This window comes from Agromyces capsici (assembly GCF_058349965.1).
Map to the genome: position 1 here is coordinate 1,415,864 of NZ_JBYRET010000001.1, position 18,384 is coordinate 1,434,247.

At 73.1% G+C, this 18,384-nt stretch carries 17 protein-coding genes and 1 pseudogene; 8 read left to right on the top strand and 10 right to left on the bottom strand.

The features are described from left to right. Window positions 1-206: 206 nt before the first annotated feature. The 3 genes from AC3RKB_RS06795 to AC3RKB_RS06805 form a co-directional block, all read right to left on the bottom strand. Window positions 207-1,625 carry an HNH endonuclease signature motif containing protein gene (locus AC3RKB_RS06795; RefSeq protein ID WP_491435298.1) on the bottom strand — a complete coding sequence of 473 codons (1,419 nt, stop codon included), beginning with the start codon at window positions 1,623-1,625 and terminating at the stop codon, window positions 207-209. A 101-nt stretch (window positions 1,626-1,726) separates the two neighbouring features. After that, window positions 1,727-3,328, bottom strand: a complete 1,602-nt coding sequence (locus AC3RKB_RS06800) for a carboxylesterase/lipase family protein (protein WP_491435299.1) — start codon at window positions 3,326-3,328, stop codon at window positions 1,727-1,729. Next, entirely contained in the window at window positions 3,328-3,993 is a 666-nt protein-coding gene (locus tag AC3RKB_RS06805) for a TetR/AcrR family transcriptional regulator (protein ID WP_491435301.1), read from the bottom strand. The genes AC3RKB_RS06800 and AC3RKB_RS06805 overlap by 1 nt, the downstream gene beginning before the upstream one ends. 112 nt (window positions 3,994-4,105) lie before the next feature. Between AC3RKB_RS06805 and AC3RKB_RS06810 the strand changes: the two are divergent. The 7 genes and pseudogenes from AC3RKB_RS06810 to AC3RKB_RS06840 all read left to right on the top strand — a co-directional run. Beyond that, window positions 4,106-4,180, top strand: a pseudogene (locus AC3RKB_RS06810) (nucleotidyltransferase domain-containing protein); the annotation flags it as partial. 216 nt (window positions 4,181-4,396) lie between these two features. Beyond that, on the top strand, window positions 4,397-4,876 hold the full coding sequence (locus tag AC3RKB_RS06815) for a hypothetical protein (protein ID WP_491436839.1): 480 nt from the start codon (window positions 4,397-4,399) through the stop codon (window positions 4,874-4,876). Between the two features lies 1 nt (window position 4,877). Continuing rightward, entirely contained in the window at window positions 4,878-5,225 is a 348-nt protein-coding gene (locus AC3RKB_RS06820) for a hypothetical protein (RefSeq protein WP_491435303.1), read from the top strand. Window positions 5,226-5,351: 126 nt separating this feature from the next. Beyond that, window positions 5,352-6,980: a LuxR C-terminal-related transcriptional regulator gene (locus AC3RKB_RS06825; protein WP_491435305.1), complete on the top strand. Its 1,629-nt coding sequence runs from the start codon at window positions 5,352-5,354 to the stop codon at window positions 6,978-6,980. 86 nt (window positions 6,981-7,066) lie between these two features. Continuing rightward, window positions 7,067-8,224, top strand: a complete 1,158-nt coding sequence (locus AC3RKB_RS06830) for a flavin-containing monooxygenase (protein WP_491435307.1) — start codon at window positions 7,067-7,069, stop codon at window positions 8,222-8,224. A 9-nt stretch (window positions 8,225-8,233) separates the two neighbouring features. Continuing rightward, window positions 8,234-8,539: a hypothetical protein gene (locus tag AC3RKB_RS06835; protein WP_491435309.1), complete on the top strand. Its 306-nt coding sequence runs from the start codon at window positions 8,234-8,236 to the stop codon at window positions 8,537-8,539. Continuing rightward, window positions 8,536-9,066 (top strand): methyltransferase family protein, encoded by a 531-nt coding sequence (locus AC3RKB_RS06840; protein ID WP_491435311.1) that lies wholly within the window; start codon window positions 8,536-8,538, stop codon window positions 9,064-9,066. Before AC3RKB_RS06835 ends, AC3RKB_RS06840 begins: the two co-directional genes overlap by 4 nt. Here the strand turns inward: AC3RKB_RS06840 and AC3RKB_RS06845 are convergent. From AC3RKB_RS06845 to AC3RKB_RS06855, 3 genes are read right to left on the bottom strand one after another with little or no spacing between them, the layout of a single operon-like run. Next, entirely contained in the window at window positions 9,032-10,108 is a 1,077-nt protein-coding gene (locus tag AC3RKB_RS06845) for a lactonase family protein (protein WP_491435312.1), read from the bottom strand. The two genes, AC3RKB_RS06840 and AC3RKB_RS06845, sit on opposite strands and share 35 nt — an antisense overlap. After that, on the bottom strand, window positions 10,105-11,391 hold the full coding sequence (locus AC3RKB_RS06850) for an alpha-hydroxy acid oxidase (protein ID WP_491435314.1): 1,287 nt from the start codon (window positions 11,389-11,391) through the stop codon (window positions 10,105-10,107). The genes AC3RKB_RS06845 and AC3RKB_RS06850 overlap by 4 nt, the downstream gene beginning before the upstream one ends. Window positions 11,392-11,405: 14 nt before the next feature. Then, a complete protein-coding gene (locus tag AC3RKB_RS06855) occupies window positions 11,406-12,191 on the bottom strand; it encodes a FadR/GntR family transcriptional regulator (protein WP_491435315.1) in 786 nt (261 codons plus the stop codon). 119 nt (window positions 12,192-12,310) lie between these two features. Here AC3RKB_RS06855 and AC3RKB_RS06860 point away from each other — a divergent pair, with 119 nt between their 5' ends. Beyond that, a complete protein-coding gene (locus tag AC3RKB_RS06860; RefSeq protein WP_491435317.1) occupies window positions 12,311-12,799 on the top strand; it encodes a DUF1707 SHOCT-like domain-containing protein in 489 nt (162 codons plus the stop codon). Between the two features lie 5 nt (window positions 12,800-12,804). Here AC3RKB_RS06860 and AC3RKB_RS06865 read toward each other — a convergent pair whose 3' ends face one another. The 4 genes from AC3RKB_RS06865 to AC3RKB_RS06880 all read right to left on the bottom strand — a co-directional run bounded on the left by AC3RKB_RS06865 (window position 12,805) and on the right by AC3RKB_RS06880 (window position 18,377). Then, a complete protein-coding gene (locus tag AC3RKB_RS06865) occupies window positions 12,805-13,161 on the bottom strand; it encodes a CU044_2847 family protein (RefSeq protein WP_491435319.1) in 357 nt (118 codons plus the stop codon). 23 nt (window positions 13,162-13,184) lie between these two features. Further along, on the bottom strand, window positions 13,185-15,008 hold the full coding sequence (locus AC3RKB_RS06870) for a CHAT domain-containing protein (protein ID WP_491435321.1): 1,824 nt from the start codon (window positions 15,006-15,008) through the stop codon (window positions 13,185-13,187). 174 nt (window positions 15,009-15,182) lie between these two features. Beyond that, entirely contained in the window at window positions 15,183-16,268 is a 1,086-nt protein-coding gene (locus AC3RKB_RS06875; protein WP_491435322.1) for an NYN domain-containing protein, read from the bottom strand. A gap of 69 nt (window positions 16,269-16,337) precedes the next feature. Beyond that, window positions 16,338-18,377 carry a CHAT domain-containing protein gene (locus AC3RKB_RS06880; RefSeq protein ID WP_491435324.1) on the bottom strand — a complete coding sequence of 680 codons (2,040 nt, stop codon included), beginning with the start codon at window positions 18,375-18,377 and terminating at the stop codon, window positions 16,338-16,340. Window positions 18,378-18,384 lie beyond the last annotated feature (7 nt).

Sequence of the window (18,384 nt, forward strand, 5' to 3'; positions counted from 1 at the left end):
CGCGTCACTCGGAAGTCGCTGCGGCGGCGCCCGCGGGCCGCGCGCTTCGACACGGCGTCGAGGCGCGTGCCGGCCCCGCACGCGATCGCCCACCTTTGCACTGACGCGTGCCCCGTCTCGGCGCTTCGGCGTGCGGGTGCGTCCTTCCGTTGCCTCGTGGCGTCGACGCGCGCCGCATGCGTCTGTGCGCGCGTGCTCCTGGCTTCTCACGCGGCGGTTCCGGCGACGCGGGGATCTCGTTCGCGCTGTTCGTGTCGGTCGGCGAGTCGGGTCGGTGACTTCGTGCTGGGCCGCCATTCGCCGCCGGGGTCGAGCCAAGCGGGTGGACGGACGTGCGGGACGCCTCGGATCATCCGGATGCCCCAGCCGGAGGTATCGATGGTGCGGTGATGGAACCAGCAGAGCAGGACGCCGTTGTCGGGGTGGGTGGGTCCGCCGTCGCGATCGGGGACCACGTGGTGGATCTCGGTCCACGCGGCGCGGATGGTGCAGCCGGGGATGATGCAGCCGCCGTCGCGGAGGGTGATCGCACGTCGCTGGTGCGCGGTGAAGCATCGATCGGGCACGCCCATGGCGAGGATCCGCCCCGCGTCGTCGAAGGTGACGGTCTGGCTGCCGCCGGTGCAGAGCATGTGGGCGGCGGCGCGCAGCGAGATGGGCGCGTCGATACCGTCGGCGTGCGCGATGCCGGTGCCGGCGCTCAGGTCGGATGCTCGGACGCTGACGATGACGGTCGGCGCGGCGCCTCCGATCGAGGGGTGCTCGCCGGAACGCGCCGCGGTGTCGATGATCGCAGCGAGGACGTCGTGGCGCTGCTGATCGGCCGTGCGGGTCTCGGCATGCGCCTCAGGGCGAGCGCGCTCTTCCCGGCTCATGAACCCGCCGCCGGACCGGGGCGCGAGATGCGCGTCGAAGAGTCGGGTCAGCTTCGCGGCGATCTCGGGCATGAGTTCGCCCGTGACCGGGATGAGGCCGTCGCGCGAACGGCCGAGGCGGAAGCCGCGTCGGCGCATGGCGCGCTCGTCGGGTTCGGACCCGTCTTGGTCGAGGAAGGCGGCCCACGCCTGTGCCTGCACCCTGAGCTCATCGGCGGCGCACCGGACCGGAGCGCCATCGCCGTTGCCGGTCGCTTCGGCGACCAGGGCGAGTTCGGCGGCGGCGAGCCCTGTGGGGTCGGCGACCGGGCGGGCCCGGTCGAGTTCGCGGACGATCACCCCGGCGGCATCGGCACCGAGTTCGCCCGCGGCCAGCGCGGTCGCCACGGCAGGGAACGCCGGCTCGAGCATCTCTCCGGTCAGTCCGTCGCGGTGTCGGGTCGCGGCGCCGAGCAGGATGCGGCGGCGAGCCTCGGCAGCGGTGACCTGGGTCAGGCGTTCGAGCAGTTCGGTCGCGGACCGGCACCCCTTGCGGGTCGACAACCGCGCGTCGCCGAGTTCGGAGCGGGAGCGCTCGGCGAGCTCACCGGCGAGCACGGCACGGTGCCCGTCGACGACCCGGCCGAGCGCCTCGATGGCGCCGAGGGTGAGGAGCAACTCGTCGTCGGCGAGTGCCCGCGCCGTGCCGGTGGACGGTACCCCGAGCAGGCTCGAGCGGAGCTGCTCGAGCGCGTCTCGGGTGCCGGTCATGGGTTCATCCTGTCGGCACCCACTGACATTCGTACCGGCAGAAATCGCTGATCAGGCTGTGAATATCTTTCCAGCCAGGCGAGCCTGTGGAGGACGAGTCGCTACCCGGCCGCCGCGGCGACCAGTGGCCGGGCCGAGGCGAACGCGTCGTCGAGGGCCGAGACCGGCTCGTCGAAGACCTGCGCCGTGGCGCGAGCCCCCGTCGCCGCCGGCCACGCCGGCGACACGCCGCGCACGAACCCGACCGCGACGCCGTGCACCGCGTCGGCCAGCGACTGCGGCGGCGTGGGGCCGGCGATGCGCGCGACGTGCTCATCGGCGAGGCAGTCGAAGAGGAACGGCACATCGAGGCAGTGGACGGCGGCGTCGAACACCGGCGAACGCCACGAGAACCGGTACGCCCACGTGTTCGTCGAGGCAGCGCCATCCGCTGCGCCGGTGCCAGTGCCATCCGCTGCGCCGGAGGTAGTGCCGCCCGCCGAGCCCTCGGCCCGCGCCGCGATCGCCGCCACGATCGGCGCCCGGAAGATGCGGTCGCTGACGTACCGTCCGAGCACGGCCGCGGTACCGCGCCGCCGGACCTCGTCGTTGGCGTGCAGCCAGTCGCGCCGCGCCGGTCCGGCGAACCCCATGCGGTCGAGCGCAACGCTCGCGGGGACGTCCCGGAGCCCGGGCGCCGCGTCCTGGAACGCCATCGCGAACTCGTCGTCGGTCGCACCGAGCACGAGTGGCACGTCGGCGCCGACACCGACGCCGAACGATGCGCGGGTCGGCCGGGGAACGAGCGAACCGTCGACGACCGGGCCCCACGGCAGCCCGTCGTCGACCATCGATAGCAGCTGACCGCCCGGATTCCCCTCGCCGGTCGAGGCAGCCTGCTCCTGCAACGCGAGCAGGCGCGATTCGGGCAGCGAACCCAGGCCGGCGCGGGTCGGCTCCACCCCGCCGAGCGCGGCCAGCCGTCGCCCGACTGTCTCGGCCCGGGTGAGCGGCACATCCGCCGTCGCCGGGGACACCGCCCATACCCGGTGGAACAGCCCCTGCGCCCGTGGCATCCCAAGCAGCGTGAGCACCGCGCCGCCGCCCGCAGACTGGCCCGCGATCGTCACGCGCCCGGGATCGCCGCCGAACGACGCGATGTGCGAACGCACCCATTCGAGGGCGCACAACCAGTCGAGCACGCCGCGGTTCGCGGGTGCGTCGGCGATCCAGCCGAAGCCGTCGAAGCCGAGCCGGTACGAGATCGTCACGGTCACGATGCCGTCGCGGTTGAAGGCGCGGCCGTCGTACCACGGGCTCGCCGGCGAGCCGGCCACGAATCCCCCGCCGTGGATCCACACGAGCACGGGCAGGCCGGCACCCGGCGACGCCGGCTCTGGCGACGGCGTGAACACGTTGACGTTGAGCGTTGATTCCCCCGGCACGGATGGCTCGGGGATGAGGGTCACGCCGGGGTCGCCGCGCTGCGCGGTCGCGCCGAACGCGAGCGCGTCGCGCACGCCCGCCCACCGCGCCACGGGCTCGGGCGCCGCGAACCGGCGCGCACCGACGGGCGCCTCGGCGAACGGGATGCCGAGGAACGCCGCCGACGCTCCCGGAGCCCCGGGCGAACCGCGCCACGCTCCGCGCACGCGCCCCGACGGCGTCGCGACCTCGACGTGCGCGCGGTCCGCGAGGTGCGCGGGGGACGCGCCCGCGGCCATCACGCCGTCGCTCCCGCGCCGTCGATCGCGTCGGCAGTCGCGCCCGCGGCCTCGGCCCCGGCCTCGGGCCCGCCCTGCGGCGCCCCCCGTTCGAGCAACGCGAAGAACGCCTCGACGTGCTCCGCCATGTCGACCGACGGGTCCATGAGCCACTGGGTTTGCAGCCCGTCGGCCACGGCGAGCAGCAGCGTCGCCGCCTGGTCGGCATCGATCTCGGGGCGGAGCTCGCCGGCATCCTGCCGCTCGCGGATCGCCTCGGCCGCCATGCGGCGGAACATCCGGTACCGCTCATCGAAGAAGGGGCGTGCCGGGTGGGCCGGGTCGGTCGCCTCCGTCGAGAGTCGCGCGTAGAGCTGCACGAGCCCCGGGACATCCGCGTTGTGCCGGATGGTGCGCACGAAGCCCTCGGTCAACGTGAGGTCGCCGCGCTCGACCCCGTCGAATGCGGCACTGTCGACCTCGTCGCGCTTGCGGAGCACCTCGGCGAAGAGCTCCTCCTTCGAGGAGAAGTAGTGCAGCAGCCCCGCCTGGCTCAGCCCGACGGCGTCGGCCAGCTCGCGCACGGAAGCCCGTCCGTAGCCGTTGCGGGCGACCACGTCGAGCGCTGCCGTCAGGATCTCTTCGCGCTTCGCGACGCCCTTCGCATAGGAACCCCTGCGTGCCATGTCACCGATCCTAGGTGGCCGTCTCCAAAAAACCGAATGACGCTTGCAATTCAAAACCGAGCGACGTACTGTTTTCGCATCCCTCAACGACGAGGCATTGAAAGGACCGCACATGGGGGGCAGCCGTGCGCGCACCACGCACCGCCCGGACTCGGATGTCGACCTCGGCGTCTACTACGAATGCGAACTCGACCGGGCCGCACTGGGCAAGCTCGCCAGGCGGTGGGCTGCCGAGGACGTGCCGGTCGCATCGCCAGGCGAGTGGGGGTTCGATCGCGGCCGGTGCTTGCGGTCGGCCGCGCCGCGGTCAAGGGGGTTGGGGCCCGATGCCGCGCGGCGTAGCCTCGCGAGGGACGCCGGGTGGCGGCATCCGCCCGGTCGCGACGAAGCAGGAGGATCGCGAATGGCGAAGACCGAGACCGATCGAGACGCACGCCGCGCCGCGAAGCGCGCCGTGAAGGAAGCCGAACGTGCCGGCAAGGAGACGCGCAAGCTCGCGTCGTCGTTGCCAGAGCCGGCGAAGAGCCGCGTGGGCGCCGCCGCGAAGGCGGAGGCCCAGCGCATCGACCGGGTGAAGAAGGATGCCTCGCGCAGCCCGGCGTGGGCCAAGCGCGCGGCACGGCGTTCCTCGGCCCGGCTCGAGCGCGTGTCCGTGCGCTACGGCACCGCCGGCGGCAGGGCGTCGTCGAGCGGGTCGCCGAAGAAGGGCAGTCGCTCGAAGACCATCAAGCAGCAGCGGGCCCAGGTGAAGCAGCCGTCGAAGATGGCCCTGTTCAGCGGGATCCGCACGGTGTTCGCGTCGATCTCGACGCCGACCGACCAGGAGCGCGCCCGCAAGACCGCGAAGGACCGCGCGCGCCGCATGAGGGCGAAGGGCGCCTGAGATGGCGATCCGCCTGAACGAGACGGCGCTCCGGCACGCGCGTTCGCTCGTGCGCGACGGCAAGGTGGTGCGCGACGAACGCGACGACTGGAGCGAGCATGCGCCGAGTGCCGACGACGAGAACGCGTTCGTCGAGCAGGAGGGCTGGACCGAGTTCCGGCACTGGCACCTCGGCATCGACGACGATGAGAACGAGGAGACGAAGGGCGCCTACTCGTTCCCGTACGGCGACTTCCGGAAGGTCCACCGCTGCGCGGTGATCTCGCTCGAGAGCCGCGCCGGCCAGTACGACCACGACGACATCCGCGACGCCGCGAAGAAGCTGCTCGAGCTGATCGACGCGGAGTGAGCCGAGGCGGCGCGCTCGACGCATCCGCGCCTTGTCGCTCGGTGACGGCGGGCGTAGCGTGAAGGGTGTCTGACGGGCGCTCCCCGCGCTGTCGGAGCACGTGGTGCGCCCGCCGCGGAAGGCGAGATGACCTCCTCTGCGGTGCTGGAACGCGGGCTCGACGCATTCGCCGAGCAGCGCTGGGCCGACGCGTTTGCCGCACTGTCGGAGGCCGACGCGACCGTCGGCCTCGTCGGCGAGGATCTCGCCCGCCTCGCAACGGCGGCCGAGCTCCTCGGGCGCGAGGACGCACTCGACATCGCGACGCGAGCGCACGAGGCGCTCCTCGCGGCGGGCGACACCGCGGGGGCCGCGCGAGCCGCCGCATGGATCGGGCTCGAGCTGCTCGATCAGGGCGAGACGGCCAGGAGCGGCGGATGGCTTGCGCGTGCCGGCCGGCTCGCCGCATCGGACGGCGCCGAATCGGTCGGCGGTCTCGTGCTGGCCACCCGGGCTGTCGGAGCCATGTTCGGCGGTGAGTTCACGGCTGCGGCGCAGGGGTTCGAGGAGGCGCTCGTGATCGGCGAGCGCCACGGCGACCGCGACACCCTGGCGCTGGCGCGGCTCGGCCTGGGCCAGATCCGGGTCGGGCTCGGCGAGGTCGCTGCGGGGTTCGCCCTGCTCGACGAGGTGATGGTCGCGGTCACGGCGGGTGAGGTCTCACCCGTGCCGGCCGGGATCGCGTACTGCGCGGTGATCCACCTCTGCCACCTCGTGTACGACGTCGACCGGGCCCGCGAATGGACCCTCGCGCTCGATCACTGGTGCGGCGCCCAGCCGGAGCTGGTCGCGTTCAGCGGCCAGTGCCAGACGCATCGCGCGGAGCTCTACCGCCTGCACGGCGCGTGGCACGAGGCGCTCGACGCGGCACGGGTGGCGCTCGAGCGCGCGCGGCGCGGCGATCGGGACGCGTTCTGGGGAGCCTGGTACCAGCAGGGCGAGGTGCATCGGCTCCGCGGCGACGTCGCCGCGGCCGAGGAGGCGTACCGTCACGCATTCGAAACCGGGTACCCCGCCCAACCCGGCCTGGCCCTCCTGCGGCTCGGACAGGGCAAGCCGCGACTCGCGCAGTCGCTCATCCGCGCGGCCGTGGACGAGGCCGACCCGTTCGCCCGCCCGACGCTGGTGCCCGCGCTGATCGAGATCGAGCTGGCCGCGCACGACGCGGTCGCGGCCCGTCGAGCGCTCGGCGAGCTGGTCGCGGCGACGCCGGATGGCGCGGTGCCCATGCTCCGCGCGATCGTCGAGCGCTGCGAGGGCGCGGTCCTGCTCGAGGAGGGGAATGCCCGGGCCGCGCGGGAGCGATTGCGCGGAGCCTGGGTTCTCTGGCAGGAGCTCGACGTGCCGTACGAGGCCGCGCGATGCCGCGTCCTCGTGGCCCGCGCCTGTCGCGCGCTCGGAGACCACGAGACGGCGGCCATGGAGCTGGATGCGGCGCGAGCGGCGTTCACGGAACTCGGCGCCGCACCGGATGTCGCGCTCGTGGACGCGCTCGCGCAGGCGGTGGGGAAGGAGGCATCCGGGCCGCTGACCCCACGCGAGCTCGACGTCGTCCGCCTCGTCGCGGCCGGCAAGTCGAACCGCGTCATCGCGGGCGAGCTGTACCTCAGCGAGAAGACGGTGGCGCACCATCTCGCCAGTGTGTTCGCGAAGCTCGGCGTCTCGTCGAGAGCCGGGGCGACGGCGTACGCCTACGAGCACGGGCTCGTGTCCTGATTGGGGATTTCTTCCGATGCGGACGTGACCTCTCGATGCGACCCTCCGGGCATGGACCCCGCTCGGGGTCGGTCAGGAGGTGCGAGATGTCCGAACACGCCCCGGAGCTCGTCGACACCGTCGTGATCGGCGGTGGTCAGGCCGGGCTCGCGATCGGCGCCGAACTTGCGCATCAGGGCCGCGATCTCGTGATCCTCGACGCGGGCGCCCGGGTCGGCGACGCGTGGCGGCTCCGATGGGACTCGCTCCGGCTGTTCACGCCGGCGAGGATCAACGGGCTCCCTGGGATGCCGTTCCCCGGCGACCCGCTCGCCTTCGTCTCCAAGGATGAGGTCGCCGATTACCTGGAGGGGTACGCCCGCGCGCTCGACCTGCCCGTGCGCACCGGAGTACGAGTGGATCGCGTGTGGCGCGAGGGCGACCGGTTCGGCCTGTCCGCCGGCGACCTCCGCTGGGAGGCGCGTGAGGTCGTCGTGGCCACCGGCGGATGCCAGGCGCCCAGGGTGCCGGGATTCGCCGGGAGGCTGGCCGCCGACATCGTGCAACTGCACTCGAGCGCGTACCGGAACCCGACCGAGCTGCCGCCGGGCCCGGTGCTCGTGGTCGGACTGGGCAACTCCGGCGCAGAGGTCGCCCGCGACGTCGCCGCGGCACACCCGACGTGGGCGGCTGGACGGCCGAGCGCCGAGGCTCCCGTCCGGCCGACCCGCACGACGGCGCGATTCTTCTTCCCGCTGTTGGGGTTCGTGGGTGCGCGCGTGCTCACGCGGGGGAATCCGCTCGGGCGGGCGGCCGCGGAACGCATCGGAACCGCGCCGCTCATCCGCACCAAGGTCGCCGACCTCGTCGCGGCGGGCGTCCGGATCGTCCCGCGCGTTGCGGGGATCTCCGACAACGGGCGGCCCGTGCTCGCCGACGGCACCGTGGTCGATGCATCGAGCGTCGTCTGGTGCACCGGGTACCGGAACGACTTCTCATGGATCGACCTCCCGGCATTCGACGACGACGGCGAGCCGCGACACCGGCGCGGCGTCGTGGAAGCCGTCCCCGGTCTCTACTTCATCGGGCTCGAGTTCCTGTACGCCCTCGGCTCGGCGACGCTGGTCGGCGTCGGGCGCGACGCGCGGTACCTCGCGGAGCGGATGACGGAGTCGGGTCTCATGGTCCACCCGGAGGCGTCCCCCGGGTGGGTGCCCGCTGAAATGGGCACTTCTCCCGATGCCGTCACCCACCGTGACCCGTAGGTTCTGAGCATGGACGTCGCAGTGTTCGCCGGCGTCATGTCGACCGGCCTCTTCGCCATGAGCTACCTGCCCATGCTGGTGAAGGCCGCGCGCACGAAGGACCTCTCGTCGTACAGCCTCGGAAATCTCGCGATCACCAACGCGGGCAACCTCGTCCATTCGCTGTACGTGTTCAGCCTGCCGGCGGGACCCATCTGGTTCCTCCACGGGTTCTACCTCGTCGCGTCGGCGCTGATGCTCGTGTGGTTCGTGCGGTATCGGGACGTCTCGGCTCGCCGAGACCCTCATCGCGACGGGATCGGACGGACGGCATGATGCCGAACCTCGCACGGCGAGCCTTGGCGGTCTACGAGAACCTCCCGTTGCCGGCGGGGTCGGCGGTCGGCGCGCTCCTGGTGCTCGTGCTCGAGCGCCTTCGCCCTGCGCCCCTTCCCGGCAGCCGGGCGGTCCACCGGATCGCGGGCGCCGCCGCGCTCGCCGCAGGCTGCGCACTGAACGTGTGGGCGCTCGCCGAACGTCGTCGTCGGACCACGGGCGAGTTCCAGCTCGAGCAGCCGGAATCGATCGTCGCCACCGGGCCGTACGCGTTCAGCCGCCACCCGATGTACCTCGGATGGTGGCTCATCCACTTCGGCGTCGGCCTGCTGCGCGGATCGGCCTGGGTGCTGGCCACGCTGCCCGCGGCCATCCTGCTCGAACACCTCGGCGCGGCGGTCGTCGAGGAACGCGGACTCCGGCTGGAGTTCGGGGAGGAGTACGCGCTCTACGCCGAACGGGTGCCGCGATACGCGGGGCTGCCGCGTCGACTCACTCGAGCGGCAGCACGCAGGTCGGCGCGGTGAGCTCGAGCACGCGGCGGGTCGTGCCCGTGACGAGGTCGACCTCGACGAGGGCGTTCCCCTCCTGCGCGGCGACCACGACCGTGCGGTCGTCGAGGTGCGCGTGGTGGCGCGGCCACGCCGCGCCGATCGGGTGCTCCGACGCGAGGTGCGGGTGCGCGGCATCCGTTCCGGACTGCGGCTCTCGAAGGGTCGCGTCGAACACGCTCACCGCGTCGCGGCCGCGGATGAGCGCCGTGAACAGGCGGCCCGACGGGCTCACGTCGAGGTGCGACGGCTGCACGACATCGGCGGCGCCGCTCGAGGCGTGCACGACGGCCGGCTCGGTGCCGGCAGCGCGGAATGCCGCCGCGTCGACCTCGAACGTGTGCAGGCGCCCGTCGAGCTCGCCGATGACGTGCAGCAGTCCGTTCCGGACGAGCATGTGTCGGGGGCCGGTGCCCGGGGCGACGTCGATCGTGCGGGCGATGCGCAGCGCCGGCGCCGCGGCATCCGTCGACCGCTCGACCACGAGTTCGTGGATCGCGTCGCCGCCGAGGTCGCTCACGAGATACGTGCCCCACGGGGTCGGCACGACCTGGTGCGCGTGCGGCGCCTCCTGCCGGTCGGCGACCGGGCCGGTGCCCGGCGGCAGCGCGAGCGTGACCGGACGCCCGAGCGCGCCCGTTGCGGCGAACGGCACGGCGGTGACCGAGCCGCCCGTGTAGTTCGCCACCAGCAGCACGCCGGCCGCGGCATCGACGGCGACGTGGCACGGGTCGGCCTCGCCGTGCTCGACGACGTCGACGGGCACGAGCGCGTCGGCCGCGCCATCCGGCCCGCCCGGGCCCTCGACCCGGAAGCTCGCCACCGAGCCCGACGCGCCCTCGAGCACCGCGAACAGCAGGTCGCCCGAGCGCGCGACGAACGACGGGTTCGACGTGACGGCCGACGCGACGATCCGCCAGTCGCCCGACGCCGACCGCTCCGCGAGGTGCAGGCCGGGAGCCGGGCGGCCGTCGGGCGTGTACGACCCGAGGGCGAACCGTGGCGCCGGCGCGGTCACAGCTGCACCGGCAGGCGCGACGCGGCGGCCTCCGCGGCATCCGCGACCGGTCGGGCGATCGGCTGCAGGCGCGCGAGCTGCGTGACGTGCTTCGGCGAGAGCTCGTCGAGGCTCGCGACCTCGAGGAGCTTCATGGTGCGCTCGATCTCACCGCGGAGGATCGCGATCGTGCGGTCGACGCCGCGACGCCCGCCGGCCATGAGGCCGTACAGGTACGCGCGGCCGATGAGCGTGAACCGGGCGCCGAGGGCGACGGATGCCACGATGTCGGCGCCGTTCATGATGCCCGTGTCGAGGTGCACCTCCAGGTCGTTGCCGACCTCGCGGACGACGTGGGGGAGGAGGTGGAAGGGGATGGGCGCGCGGTCGAGCTGGCGGCCCCCGTGGTTCGAGAGCACGACGCCGTCGACGCCCGTGTCGGCGAGGAGCCTGGCATCTTCGACGGTCTGCACGCCCTTGACGACGATCTTGCCGGGCCAGATCTCGCGGATCACGTCGAGGTCGGCGAACGAGATCGTCGGGTCCATCGCGGAGTCGAGCAGCTCGCCGACGGTGCCGCCGGTCGAGGAGAGCGAGGCGAACTCGAGCTTCGGGGTCGTGAGGAAGTTGATCCACCAGGCCGGGCGCGGGAGCGCGTTGATGATCGTGCCCGGGGTGAGCTGCGGCGGGATCGAGAAGCCGTTGCGCTTGTCGCGCAGGCGCGCCCCGGCGACGGGTGTGTCGACCGTGAAGAACAGCGTGTCGAAGCCGGCGACGGCGGCGCGACGCGCGAGCTCGTACGAGATCTCGCGGTCCTTCATCACGTAGAGCTGGAACCAGTTGCGGCCGTTCGGGTTCGCCGCCTTCACGCCCTCGATCGAGGTCGTGCCGAGCGTCGAGAGGGTGAACGGGATGCCCGCGGCGCCGGCCGCCCCCGCCCCGGCCTCCTCGCCCTCGGTCTGCATGAGGCGCGTGAAGCCGGTCGGCGCGATGCCGAAGGGCAGCGCGCTCGCGCCGCCGAGCACCTCGCGGCTCGTGTCGACGACCGGCACGTTGCGCAGGATCGACGGGTGGAACTCGACGTCCTGGAACGCCTGCCGCGCCCGCGTGAGCGACAGCTCGCCCTCGGCGGCGCCCTCGGTGTAGTCGAACGGCGCCTTGGGCGTACGGCGCTTGGCGATGTCGCGCAGGTCGGCGATCGTGAGCGCCTTCTCGAGACGGCGGTCGGTGGGGTTGAGCGTCGGCGTCTTGAACCGCATGAGCTCGGCGAGCTCGCGCGGGTTCGGGAACTGGCGCTGGACCATGGTGGGCTCTCTTCCTAGGAGGTGCTCGGCGCGGCGGGGGTGCTGCGGTCGGGGGAGCGGACGGGTTCGGGGGAGATCTCGGCGTAGTAGCCCGAGATGTGGTCGTGGATGCGGGTGCGGGCGGCCGTGCCATCCGCCGCCCTGATCGCGGCGACGACGCCGCGGTGCTCGCCGCGCAGGCGTGCGGCGGTCGCGGGCCAGTCGGCGATGCGGCCGTGGCCGGCGAGCGCGTACCCCTCGATGCCGCTGCGGAGCCCGGCCATCGTCGCGGTCACGACCTGGTTGCCGGATGCCTCGGCGAGGGCGAGGTGGAAGGCGGCGTCGAGCGCGAGGAACTCGGCCGGGTCGAGGCCGGGGTCGTCCATCGCGTCGAGCAGGCGCTCGGCCGCCGCGAGGTCGGGGGCCGAGCCGTCGCTGTCGCCGGATGCCTCGGCGAGGTCGCCCGCGACGTGCGCCTCGAGCACGAGCCGGGTCGCGACGATGTCGTCGACGGGGAACCCGGTCGCGGCGACCTGCAGGCGCATGAGCGCGCTCATGCCGCCGCCGGGCGTGGCGATGATGATCGCGCCGGCGGTCGGACCCGAGCCGGTGTGCGTGCGGACGAGCCCGAGCACCTCGAGCACGCGGAGCGCCTCGCGCACGCTCGAGCGGCCCACGCCGAGCTCGGCCGCGAGCTGGCGCTCACCGGGGAGCCGATCGCCGGGGGCGAGTTCGCCGTCGAGCAGCCGGCGCTCGATGTGCTCGAGCACGGCCTGCCACGCGCGCGGCTCGATCGAACGGGTGGATGCCTCGTCGCCCATGCCGTTCCCTCCGTCGCGCCGCTGTGGTCAGACCACAGTAGCAGATGTGGTCTGACCACACGAGCACGGTGGGCCGTTCGTCACTTCCCGCGACGCCGCGACTGCGACACGCTGGACGCATGAGCGGCTACGCGAATCCCGACCGGCCCGACGAGCGCCTCAGCACCTTGGAACGCGAGGAGGCCGTGACGCGCCTCTCCGAGGCGCAGATCGCCGGGCGCCTCACGCCCGCCGAGTACGAGCAGCGCGCCGCGTCGGCGCGCATCGCGGTGACACGCGGCGACCTCGCGCCGCTGTTCGCCGACCTGCCCGATGCGGCGCCGGCCGCGACATGCGGCCCGACGCTGCTCGCCGGGCCCGGCACGCTGCCGCCGCCGTCCGCCGATCCGTACCCGTACCCGCCCGCCCAGCCGGCCCGTCGGTCGCGAGCGCTCGGCGGCCGCGTCGGCGACACGATCATGGCGCTCACGCCGTTCATCGCGCTCGGCCTGTTCTTCTGGACCGGCTTCGCGGGCGGATGGGTCTGGTCGTGGATGTGGTTCCTCATCATCCCGGTCGCGGCCATCATCATCTACGGGCCGAACGGCAAGCCCGACCGCGGCACCTGACGCGATCAGTCGTCTCGCTCGCCGTCGCGACCGGGATGGCGGTCGCGCGACCACCGCATCGTCACGCGGAAGTTCGCCGACGAATCGGCCGTGGCGATGAACGCCCCCACCTCGAGGCTGACCTGGATGCCGAACTCGACCTCCAGCTCGTCGGGCGCATCCTCCACGTCGCGCAGCTGACGCAGGAGCGAGGCGACCGCCGGCCGAGCGTGCGCGAGCACCTCGTCCAGGTTCTGCTGCGTACGCTCCACGAGGGCGCCGCCGCCGCCCCCACGGAAGGTGACGCCGCCGGTGTCGGCGTCGGAGACCTGGACCGCGACCTCGCTCCCGTCAGCGGTCGTGTAGAGCGCCACGTGCGTCATCCTGATCGCCTCCGTTCCACCGGTCAATCGCCGGGGACATGCGTGATGCCGACGGTGAACTCGCCTCGGTTGCCGGCGAGCTTCGTGTCGTTGATCCCGAGGTACAGCGTGCCGTCGACCGGGCACGCGTACCTGGTCCCCGAGCCGACGAAGAACGGCGCCTCGTCGGTGTCCTCGAGGACGCCGATGATCGACGCCGTGTTCGCGGTCGTCAGGATCCGCGCATCCGGGTACTCGCCGCCCGTGAGGCCGTCCGGGCCGACGAGCGAGGCGTCGGTCTCGTCATGCCAGGCCTGACCCCACGCGGTGATGTCGAGTCGGTCGCCGGCGGCGCACCAGACATCCGTCACGGTGACCCGGGCGTCCATCGGCACGACGACCTCCGTGTACGTCGTGTCGCCGATGCCGCCGACGGGGCCCGTCGCGTCGTCCGGCGAGACGCCGCCCTCCTCAGCGGACCCGCCGCCCGCGTCCTCGGGCGCCCACGGTTGAAGTGCCAGCAGCGCGACACCACCGGCGACCACGACCCCGCCGACGGCGAGCCAGGGCAGCCATCTCCTCGCCGACCCGCGAGAGCCGGACTCGGGCGGCGGGGCAGTGGTCTGCGGCGAGCTCGGGGCTGGAGCGGGGGCCGGCGGCCCGGCGGTCGTCTCCGGAGGTGGGGCGGCCGCCGCCGCGGCACGCGGGACCGGAGTCGGCCCGCCCTCCGGCGGGGCTGCGACCGCAGCATCGGGCTCCCGAATCGGTGCCATCGAGAAGAGGTGCGCGTCCTCTCCACGGAGATACAGCACGGGCGTGACCCATTCGAGCGTGCCGCGGCCGGTGCCGAGGATGCCGATGCGGCCGCTCCGGACCGCCTCGTCGACGTCCCGGCCCTGCGCCAAGGCGGTGTAGAAGCCTCGCGCGAAGGCGATCGCCGCCCTGTCGCTGATCGAGAACTGCATCGCGGCGACGGCGTGGATGCCGCTGTGGGCGAGCGCTGCGGCGGTGCCCGAGAACAGGTCGGAACCTCCGGTCGCGCCGGACTCGCACGAATTCAGCACCACGAGCCGGGGCGTCGGTTCGGCCTCGTCGAGCAGGTCCGCGAGCGCATTCGCCGGAACGAGGTCGGCGCGCCCGTCAGGGCCGACGAACGCGAGCATGCCCTCGTCGGTGGCCGCGTCGTACGTGCCGTGTCCGACGAAGTGCAGGACGTGCCACTGCTGCTCGAGGAGCTTGCCGTGGATGCCCGCCCAGGAGGCGTCGTCGAGCCACTCGAGTTCGATCGACCCGCGTTCGAGATGCGAATGGAGCGCCTCCTCGAGCCGTTGCCGCTCCGCCTCGACGTCGAGATCCGGAAGACCCCGCGGCGAGGCCACCATCGCCAGGATCCGCAGCGGCGATTCGATCTCGAGAGCCGGCGGCGAGTACGGGGCCGGAACGAACCGCACCAGCGGCTCCTTTCGGCTGAGATAGGCGTCCGCCTGAGGGTCGAAGAGCGACTCCCACGGCAGCGTGGCCAGCTCCGGCGCGGTCAGGCGGAGCGCGATCTGCAGTCCCGTGCCGCGCTCGGCGGCGATGGCGCGGCTCGTGCGGTAGGTGGCGCCGACATCGCCCGCGAACGTGGCGTCGAACAGCTGCTCGCCCATGTCGCGGAGCACCGATTCCGTCGCCGGGAGCACCCGGCGTGCGGAGACGGCCGAGGCGAGCACGCTCGCCTCGAGCAGCGGCCTGCGGGCGGCGAGCTGGTCGACGTCCAACCGGACGACTCCGGTCGGCTCGCCTCCGCCCACGGAGCGCAGCACGCGCACCGTGAAGGAGCCGGCATCAGGGCCGGGCCCGATCTCGAGTTCCATCACCGCGTCCATGTGCGAACTCCAGCGCATCGGCGATCGTGCCGCCACGGGGTATTCCCTGACATTCTCTCAGCTTTGCGCGCGGTCCGGCAGATCGCTCGAGCCCGGCGGCGATACCCGAGATCGCCGCGCGGGATGCCGCTCGGGTTCCCGTCTGGCCGGCTCCCGCCAGCCCCGGCCCAGGAATCAGCCCTTCTTGGGGCGGATGCGCACGCGGTTCGCGCCGGGCGTCTCGTCGAGCTCGACGACGCCGCCACGCGACTTCAGGAAGTCCGTGAACGAGGCGAACCCGAGCCGGCGCTCCTGGAAGGAGGGGTCCATGCGCAGCATCTGGTTCTTCACCGCGCTCGAGGACTGCCACTCGTCGTCGGTCTTGGCCCGCATCAGCTCGAGTGCCTTCAGCAGGAGCCGGCCCGGGTTCCGCGTGCTGCCGGCGGGCACCTCCTCGGCGGCGCCCGGCTCGGCGGGGGCGACGAACTTCACGGCCCGCGAGGTGGACGGATCAGGGCTCGTCTCGACGGGTGCGGCCGTCTCGCTCGGCGCGTCCGCGGGCTTCCTGGTCGACGCCCTGCGGCGACGCGCGGGCGCGGTGCCCGACTCGGCGTCGGCGGTCGCCGTCGGCGGCTTCTCGCCCGCGCGGCCGTTCGACCCGGCGCGGCCGGACGGCGGCGGTGCACCGGCATCCGTCGCCTCGTCGTCGCGCACCGCGGCATCCGTCGCCAGCAGCGCGTCGTAGTCGGCGTACTCGTCGCACGCGGCGGTGAGCGCGCGGCTCGTGCCGCCCGCGACGCCGATGCCGACGACGTACCGGCCGAGCTTCTTGGCCTTCTGAGCGAGCGCGACGTAGTCGGAGTCGCCCGCCACGATCACGATGTGCGACAGGTTCTCGATGAGGAAGAGATCCTCGATCGCGTCGACCGAGAGACGGATGTCGGCGCCGTTCTTCGTCGCCGACAGCGGGAACAGCTGCACGAGGTCGACCGCGCGGTCGATGAGCTGGTTGCGGTAGCTCGCGTTCACGGGCGTCGACCAGTCGGCGTAGGCGCGCGCGATCGCGATCGTGCCGAACGTCGCCGCGAAGTCGAGCACGGCGTCGATGTCGACCGTGGCCTGCTGCAGGCGCTTCCACGCCTGCGTGCCCGGCGCGACCGTCTTGGTACGGCTGGTGTCCTTGCGGTACGAGCTCTCGCCGTGAAGCTGGTCGTACCGGGAGATGACGATGTTGTCGAAGTCGAAGTAGAGCGCGACCCGGGGTTCTGCCGTAGCGGGCATGTCGACCTTCCGTCGGGGTTCGTCTCGATCGTAGGCCGGGCCCGGGTCCGGCGACAGCGCCCCCCGCCGTCACTGCACGGGATGCTTCCAGATCCGGACGGTGAACCCGCCCTCGTTGTCGGTCACGTTCGCGTCGTTGATGCCCAGCCAGAGCGTGCCCGCATTCGGGCAGGGGTAGGTGGTGTGGGTACCGACCGCATGGCGCTCGTCGGCCTCGAACCGGAGTCCGGCGAACAGGGCCGCGTCCCCGATGCCCGGCCGCGGACCCTCCTGGCCGGAGATCCCAGCGGGACCCACCGGAGCCGAGCTCGGGCCGGCGGGCCGGACCTGACCGTCCGCGGCGAACTCGAACCGGTCGCCGCCGACGCAGGACAGGCCTGTCGCGGTCCATTCCGCGTCGCCCGGGACCGGGACCGTCGCGTCCGGAGGGCGCGCCGGCAGGCCGGACGCCTCCTCCGAGTCGCCGCCGCCACCGCCGAACGGACCCGGAAGGGGCAGCGTGATGCCGGAGCTCTCCTCACCGCTCAGCCGCGGGATCACGATCGAGGCGGCCACTCCGGTGACGGCCGCCGCGACGAGCAGCACGACGGTCCAGGCGATCCAGGCGGGCGTGCGCCGACGCTCGCGCGCCGGGGGCTGCGTCGCGGCCGGTCGCGGCGTCGCCCGCGGTGGGGTCGTCGGAGGACGGGCGGGCGGATGGCTCGGCGAGCCGACCGGTGGCGTCACGGGTGGCTGCGGCGGAGCCGGGGCGTGCGACACGACGGGCGCGTCGGCGGTCGGCGGAGCGGCCGAGGGCGGCGCCGGCTGTGCGATCCGCACGACGGGGATGGACGGCCGGGACATCGGGGCTGCCGGCTGGGTCTGCACGGCGGGTGCGGGTGCGGGTGCACGCGTCGCCGGCGCAGGGGCTCCGGCCTTCGTCGCTGCGGGTGCATGCGGCGTGGCGGAGTCCGTCGTCACGGCGGGTGCCGGTCGAGCCGTCGGCTCATCGACCGCCGCCGCGGTCGGGGCGATGTCGAAGAGTCGCGTGTCCTCGCCACGGAGGTAGAGCACGGGCGTGACCCACTCGAGCGTGCCACGACCGGTGCCGAGGATCCCGATGCGTCCGCTCCGCACGGCTTCGTCGATCCCGCGTCCGCGGGCCAGGGCGGAGTAGAACCCCCGCGAGAACTGGATCGCCGCGGTGTCGCTGATCGAGAACTGCATCGCCGCGACCGCGTGGATGCCGCTGTGCGCGAGCGCCGCCGCGGTGCCCGAGAAGAGGTCCTCGGTGCCGCCCGCGCCCGACCGGCACGAGTTCAGCAGCACGAGCCGGGGTGTCGGCTCGGCCTCGTCGAGCAGGTCGGCGAGGCTCGACGCGGGCACGTAGTCGGGGCGACCGTGGTCGTCGACGAAGGCGAGCACGCCCTCGTCGGTCTGCGTGTCGTAGTTGCCGTGCCCGATGAAGTGCAGGACGTGCCATTCGTGGTCGAGCAGCTTGTCGTGGACCGCGGCCCACGTGACATCCGTCAGCCAGTCGATCTGCACGCGGCCCGCGTCGATGTGCGAGCGCAGGGCATCGTTCAGGAGGTCCCGCTCGCGCTCGGCGTCGAGCGGCGGGAGCCCCCGCGGCGAGGAGACCATGGCGAGCACGCGGAGCGGCGGCTCGATCGCGAGCGCGGGCGGCGAGTAGGTGGACGGGACGTGCCGCACGAGGGGGTCCTTGCGGCACAGGTAGGCACCCGCGGCCGGGTCGAACAGCGCCTCCCACGGCAGGGCGGCGAGTCCCGGCGCGGTCAGACGCAGGGTGATCTGGACGTCCTTGCCGCGGTCGGAGGCCACGGCGACGCTCGTCCGGTAGGCGTTGCGGACCTCGCCGACGAACGCGGACTCGAAGAGCGTGCGGCCGACCTTCTGGATCGCGGCCTCGGTATCGGTCATGATGCGCCGGGCCGCGACCGCGGAGGCCAGCACGCTCGCCTCGAAGTCGCCGCGGCGGTCGACCAGCTCCTCGAGGTCGAGCGCGATCGTCTCCACCGGCTCGCCTCCGCCCACCGACCGCAGGACGTGGACGGCATAGGTGCCCGGATCCGGTCCGGGGCCGATCTCCAGTTCCAGGACCGTCTCCATGCGCGCA

What these genes read in the sequence shown, in the direction of transcription:
- AC3RKB_RS06795 (WP_491435298.1), bottom strand. Translation starts at nt 1,625, where the DNA reads ATGACCGGCACCCGAGACGCGCTCGAGCAGCTCCGCTCGAGCCTGCTC.
- AC3RKB_RS06800 (WP_491435299.1), bottom strand. Translation starts at nt 3,328, where the DNA reads ATGGCCGCGGGCGCGTCCCCCGCGCACCTCGCGGACCGCGCGCACGTC.
- AC3RKB_RS06805 (WP_491435301.1), bottom strand. Translation starts at nt 3,993, where the DNA reads ATGGCACGCAGGGGTTCCTATGCGAAGGGCGTCGCGAAGCGCGAAGAG.
- AC3RKB_RS06815 (WP_491436839.1), top strand. Translation starts at nt 4,397, where the DNA reads ATGGCGAAGACCGAGACCGATCGAGACGCACGCCGCGCCGCGAAGCGC.
- AC3RKB_RS06820 (WP_491435303.1), top strand. Translation starts at nt 4,878, where the DNA reads ATGGCGATCCGCCTGAACGAGACGGCGCTCCGGCACGCGCGTTCGCTC.
- AC3RKB_RS06825 (WP_491435305.1), top strand. Translation starts at nt 5,352, where the DNA reads ATGACCTCCTCTGCGGTGCTGGAACGCGGGCTCGACGCATTCGCCGAG.
- AC3RKB_RS06830 (WP_491435307.1), top strand. Translation starts at nt 7,067, where the DNA reads ATGTCCGAACACGCCCCGGAGCTCGTCGACACCGTCGTGATCGGCGGT.
- AC3RKB_RS06835 (WP_491435309.1), top strand. Translation starts at nt 8,234, where the DNA reads ATGGACGTCGCAGTGTTCGCCGGCGTCATGTCGACCGGCCTCTTCGCC.
- AC3RKB_RS06840 (WP_491435311.1), top strand. Translation starts at nt 8,536, where the DNA reads ATGATGCCGAACCTCGCACGGCGAGCCTTGGCGGTCTACGAGAACCTC.
- AC3RKB_RS06850 (WP_491435314.1), bottom strand. Translation starts at nt 11,391, where the DNA reads ATGGTCCAGCGCCAGTTCCCGAACCCGCGCGAGCTCGCCGAGCTCATG.
- AC3RKB_RS06855 (WP_491435315.1), bottom strand. Translation starts at nt 12,191, where the DNA reads ATGGGCGACGAGGCATCCACCCGTTCGATCGAGCCGCGCGCGTGGCAG.
- AC3RKB_RS06860 (WP_491435317.1), top strand. Translation starts at nt 12,311, where the DNA reads ATGAGCGGCTACGCGAATCCCGACCGGCCCGACGAGCGCCTCAGCACC.
- AC3RKB_RS06865 (WP_491435319.1), bottom strand. Translation starts at nt 13,161, where the DNA reads ATGACGCACGTGGCGCTCTACACGACCGCTGACGGGAGCGAGGTCGCG.
- AC3RKB_RS06870 (WP_491435321.1), bottom strand. Translation starts at nt 15,008, where the DNA reads ATGGACGCGGTGATGGAACTCGAGATCGGGCCCGGCCCTGATGCCGGC.
- AC3RKB_RS06875 (WP_491435322.1), bottom strand. Translation starts at nt 16,268, where the DNA reads ATGCCCGCTACGGCAGAACCCCGGGTCGCGCTCTACTTCGACTTCGAC.
- AC3RKB_RS06880 (WP_491435324.1), bottom strand. Translation starts at nt 18,377, where the DNA reads ATGGAGACGGTCCTGGAACTGGAGATCGGCCCCGGACCGGATCCGGGC.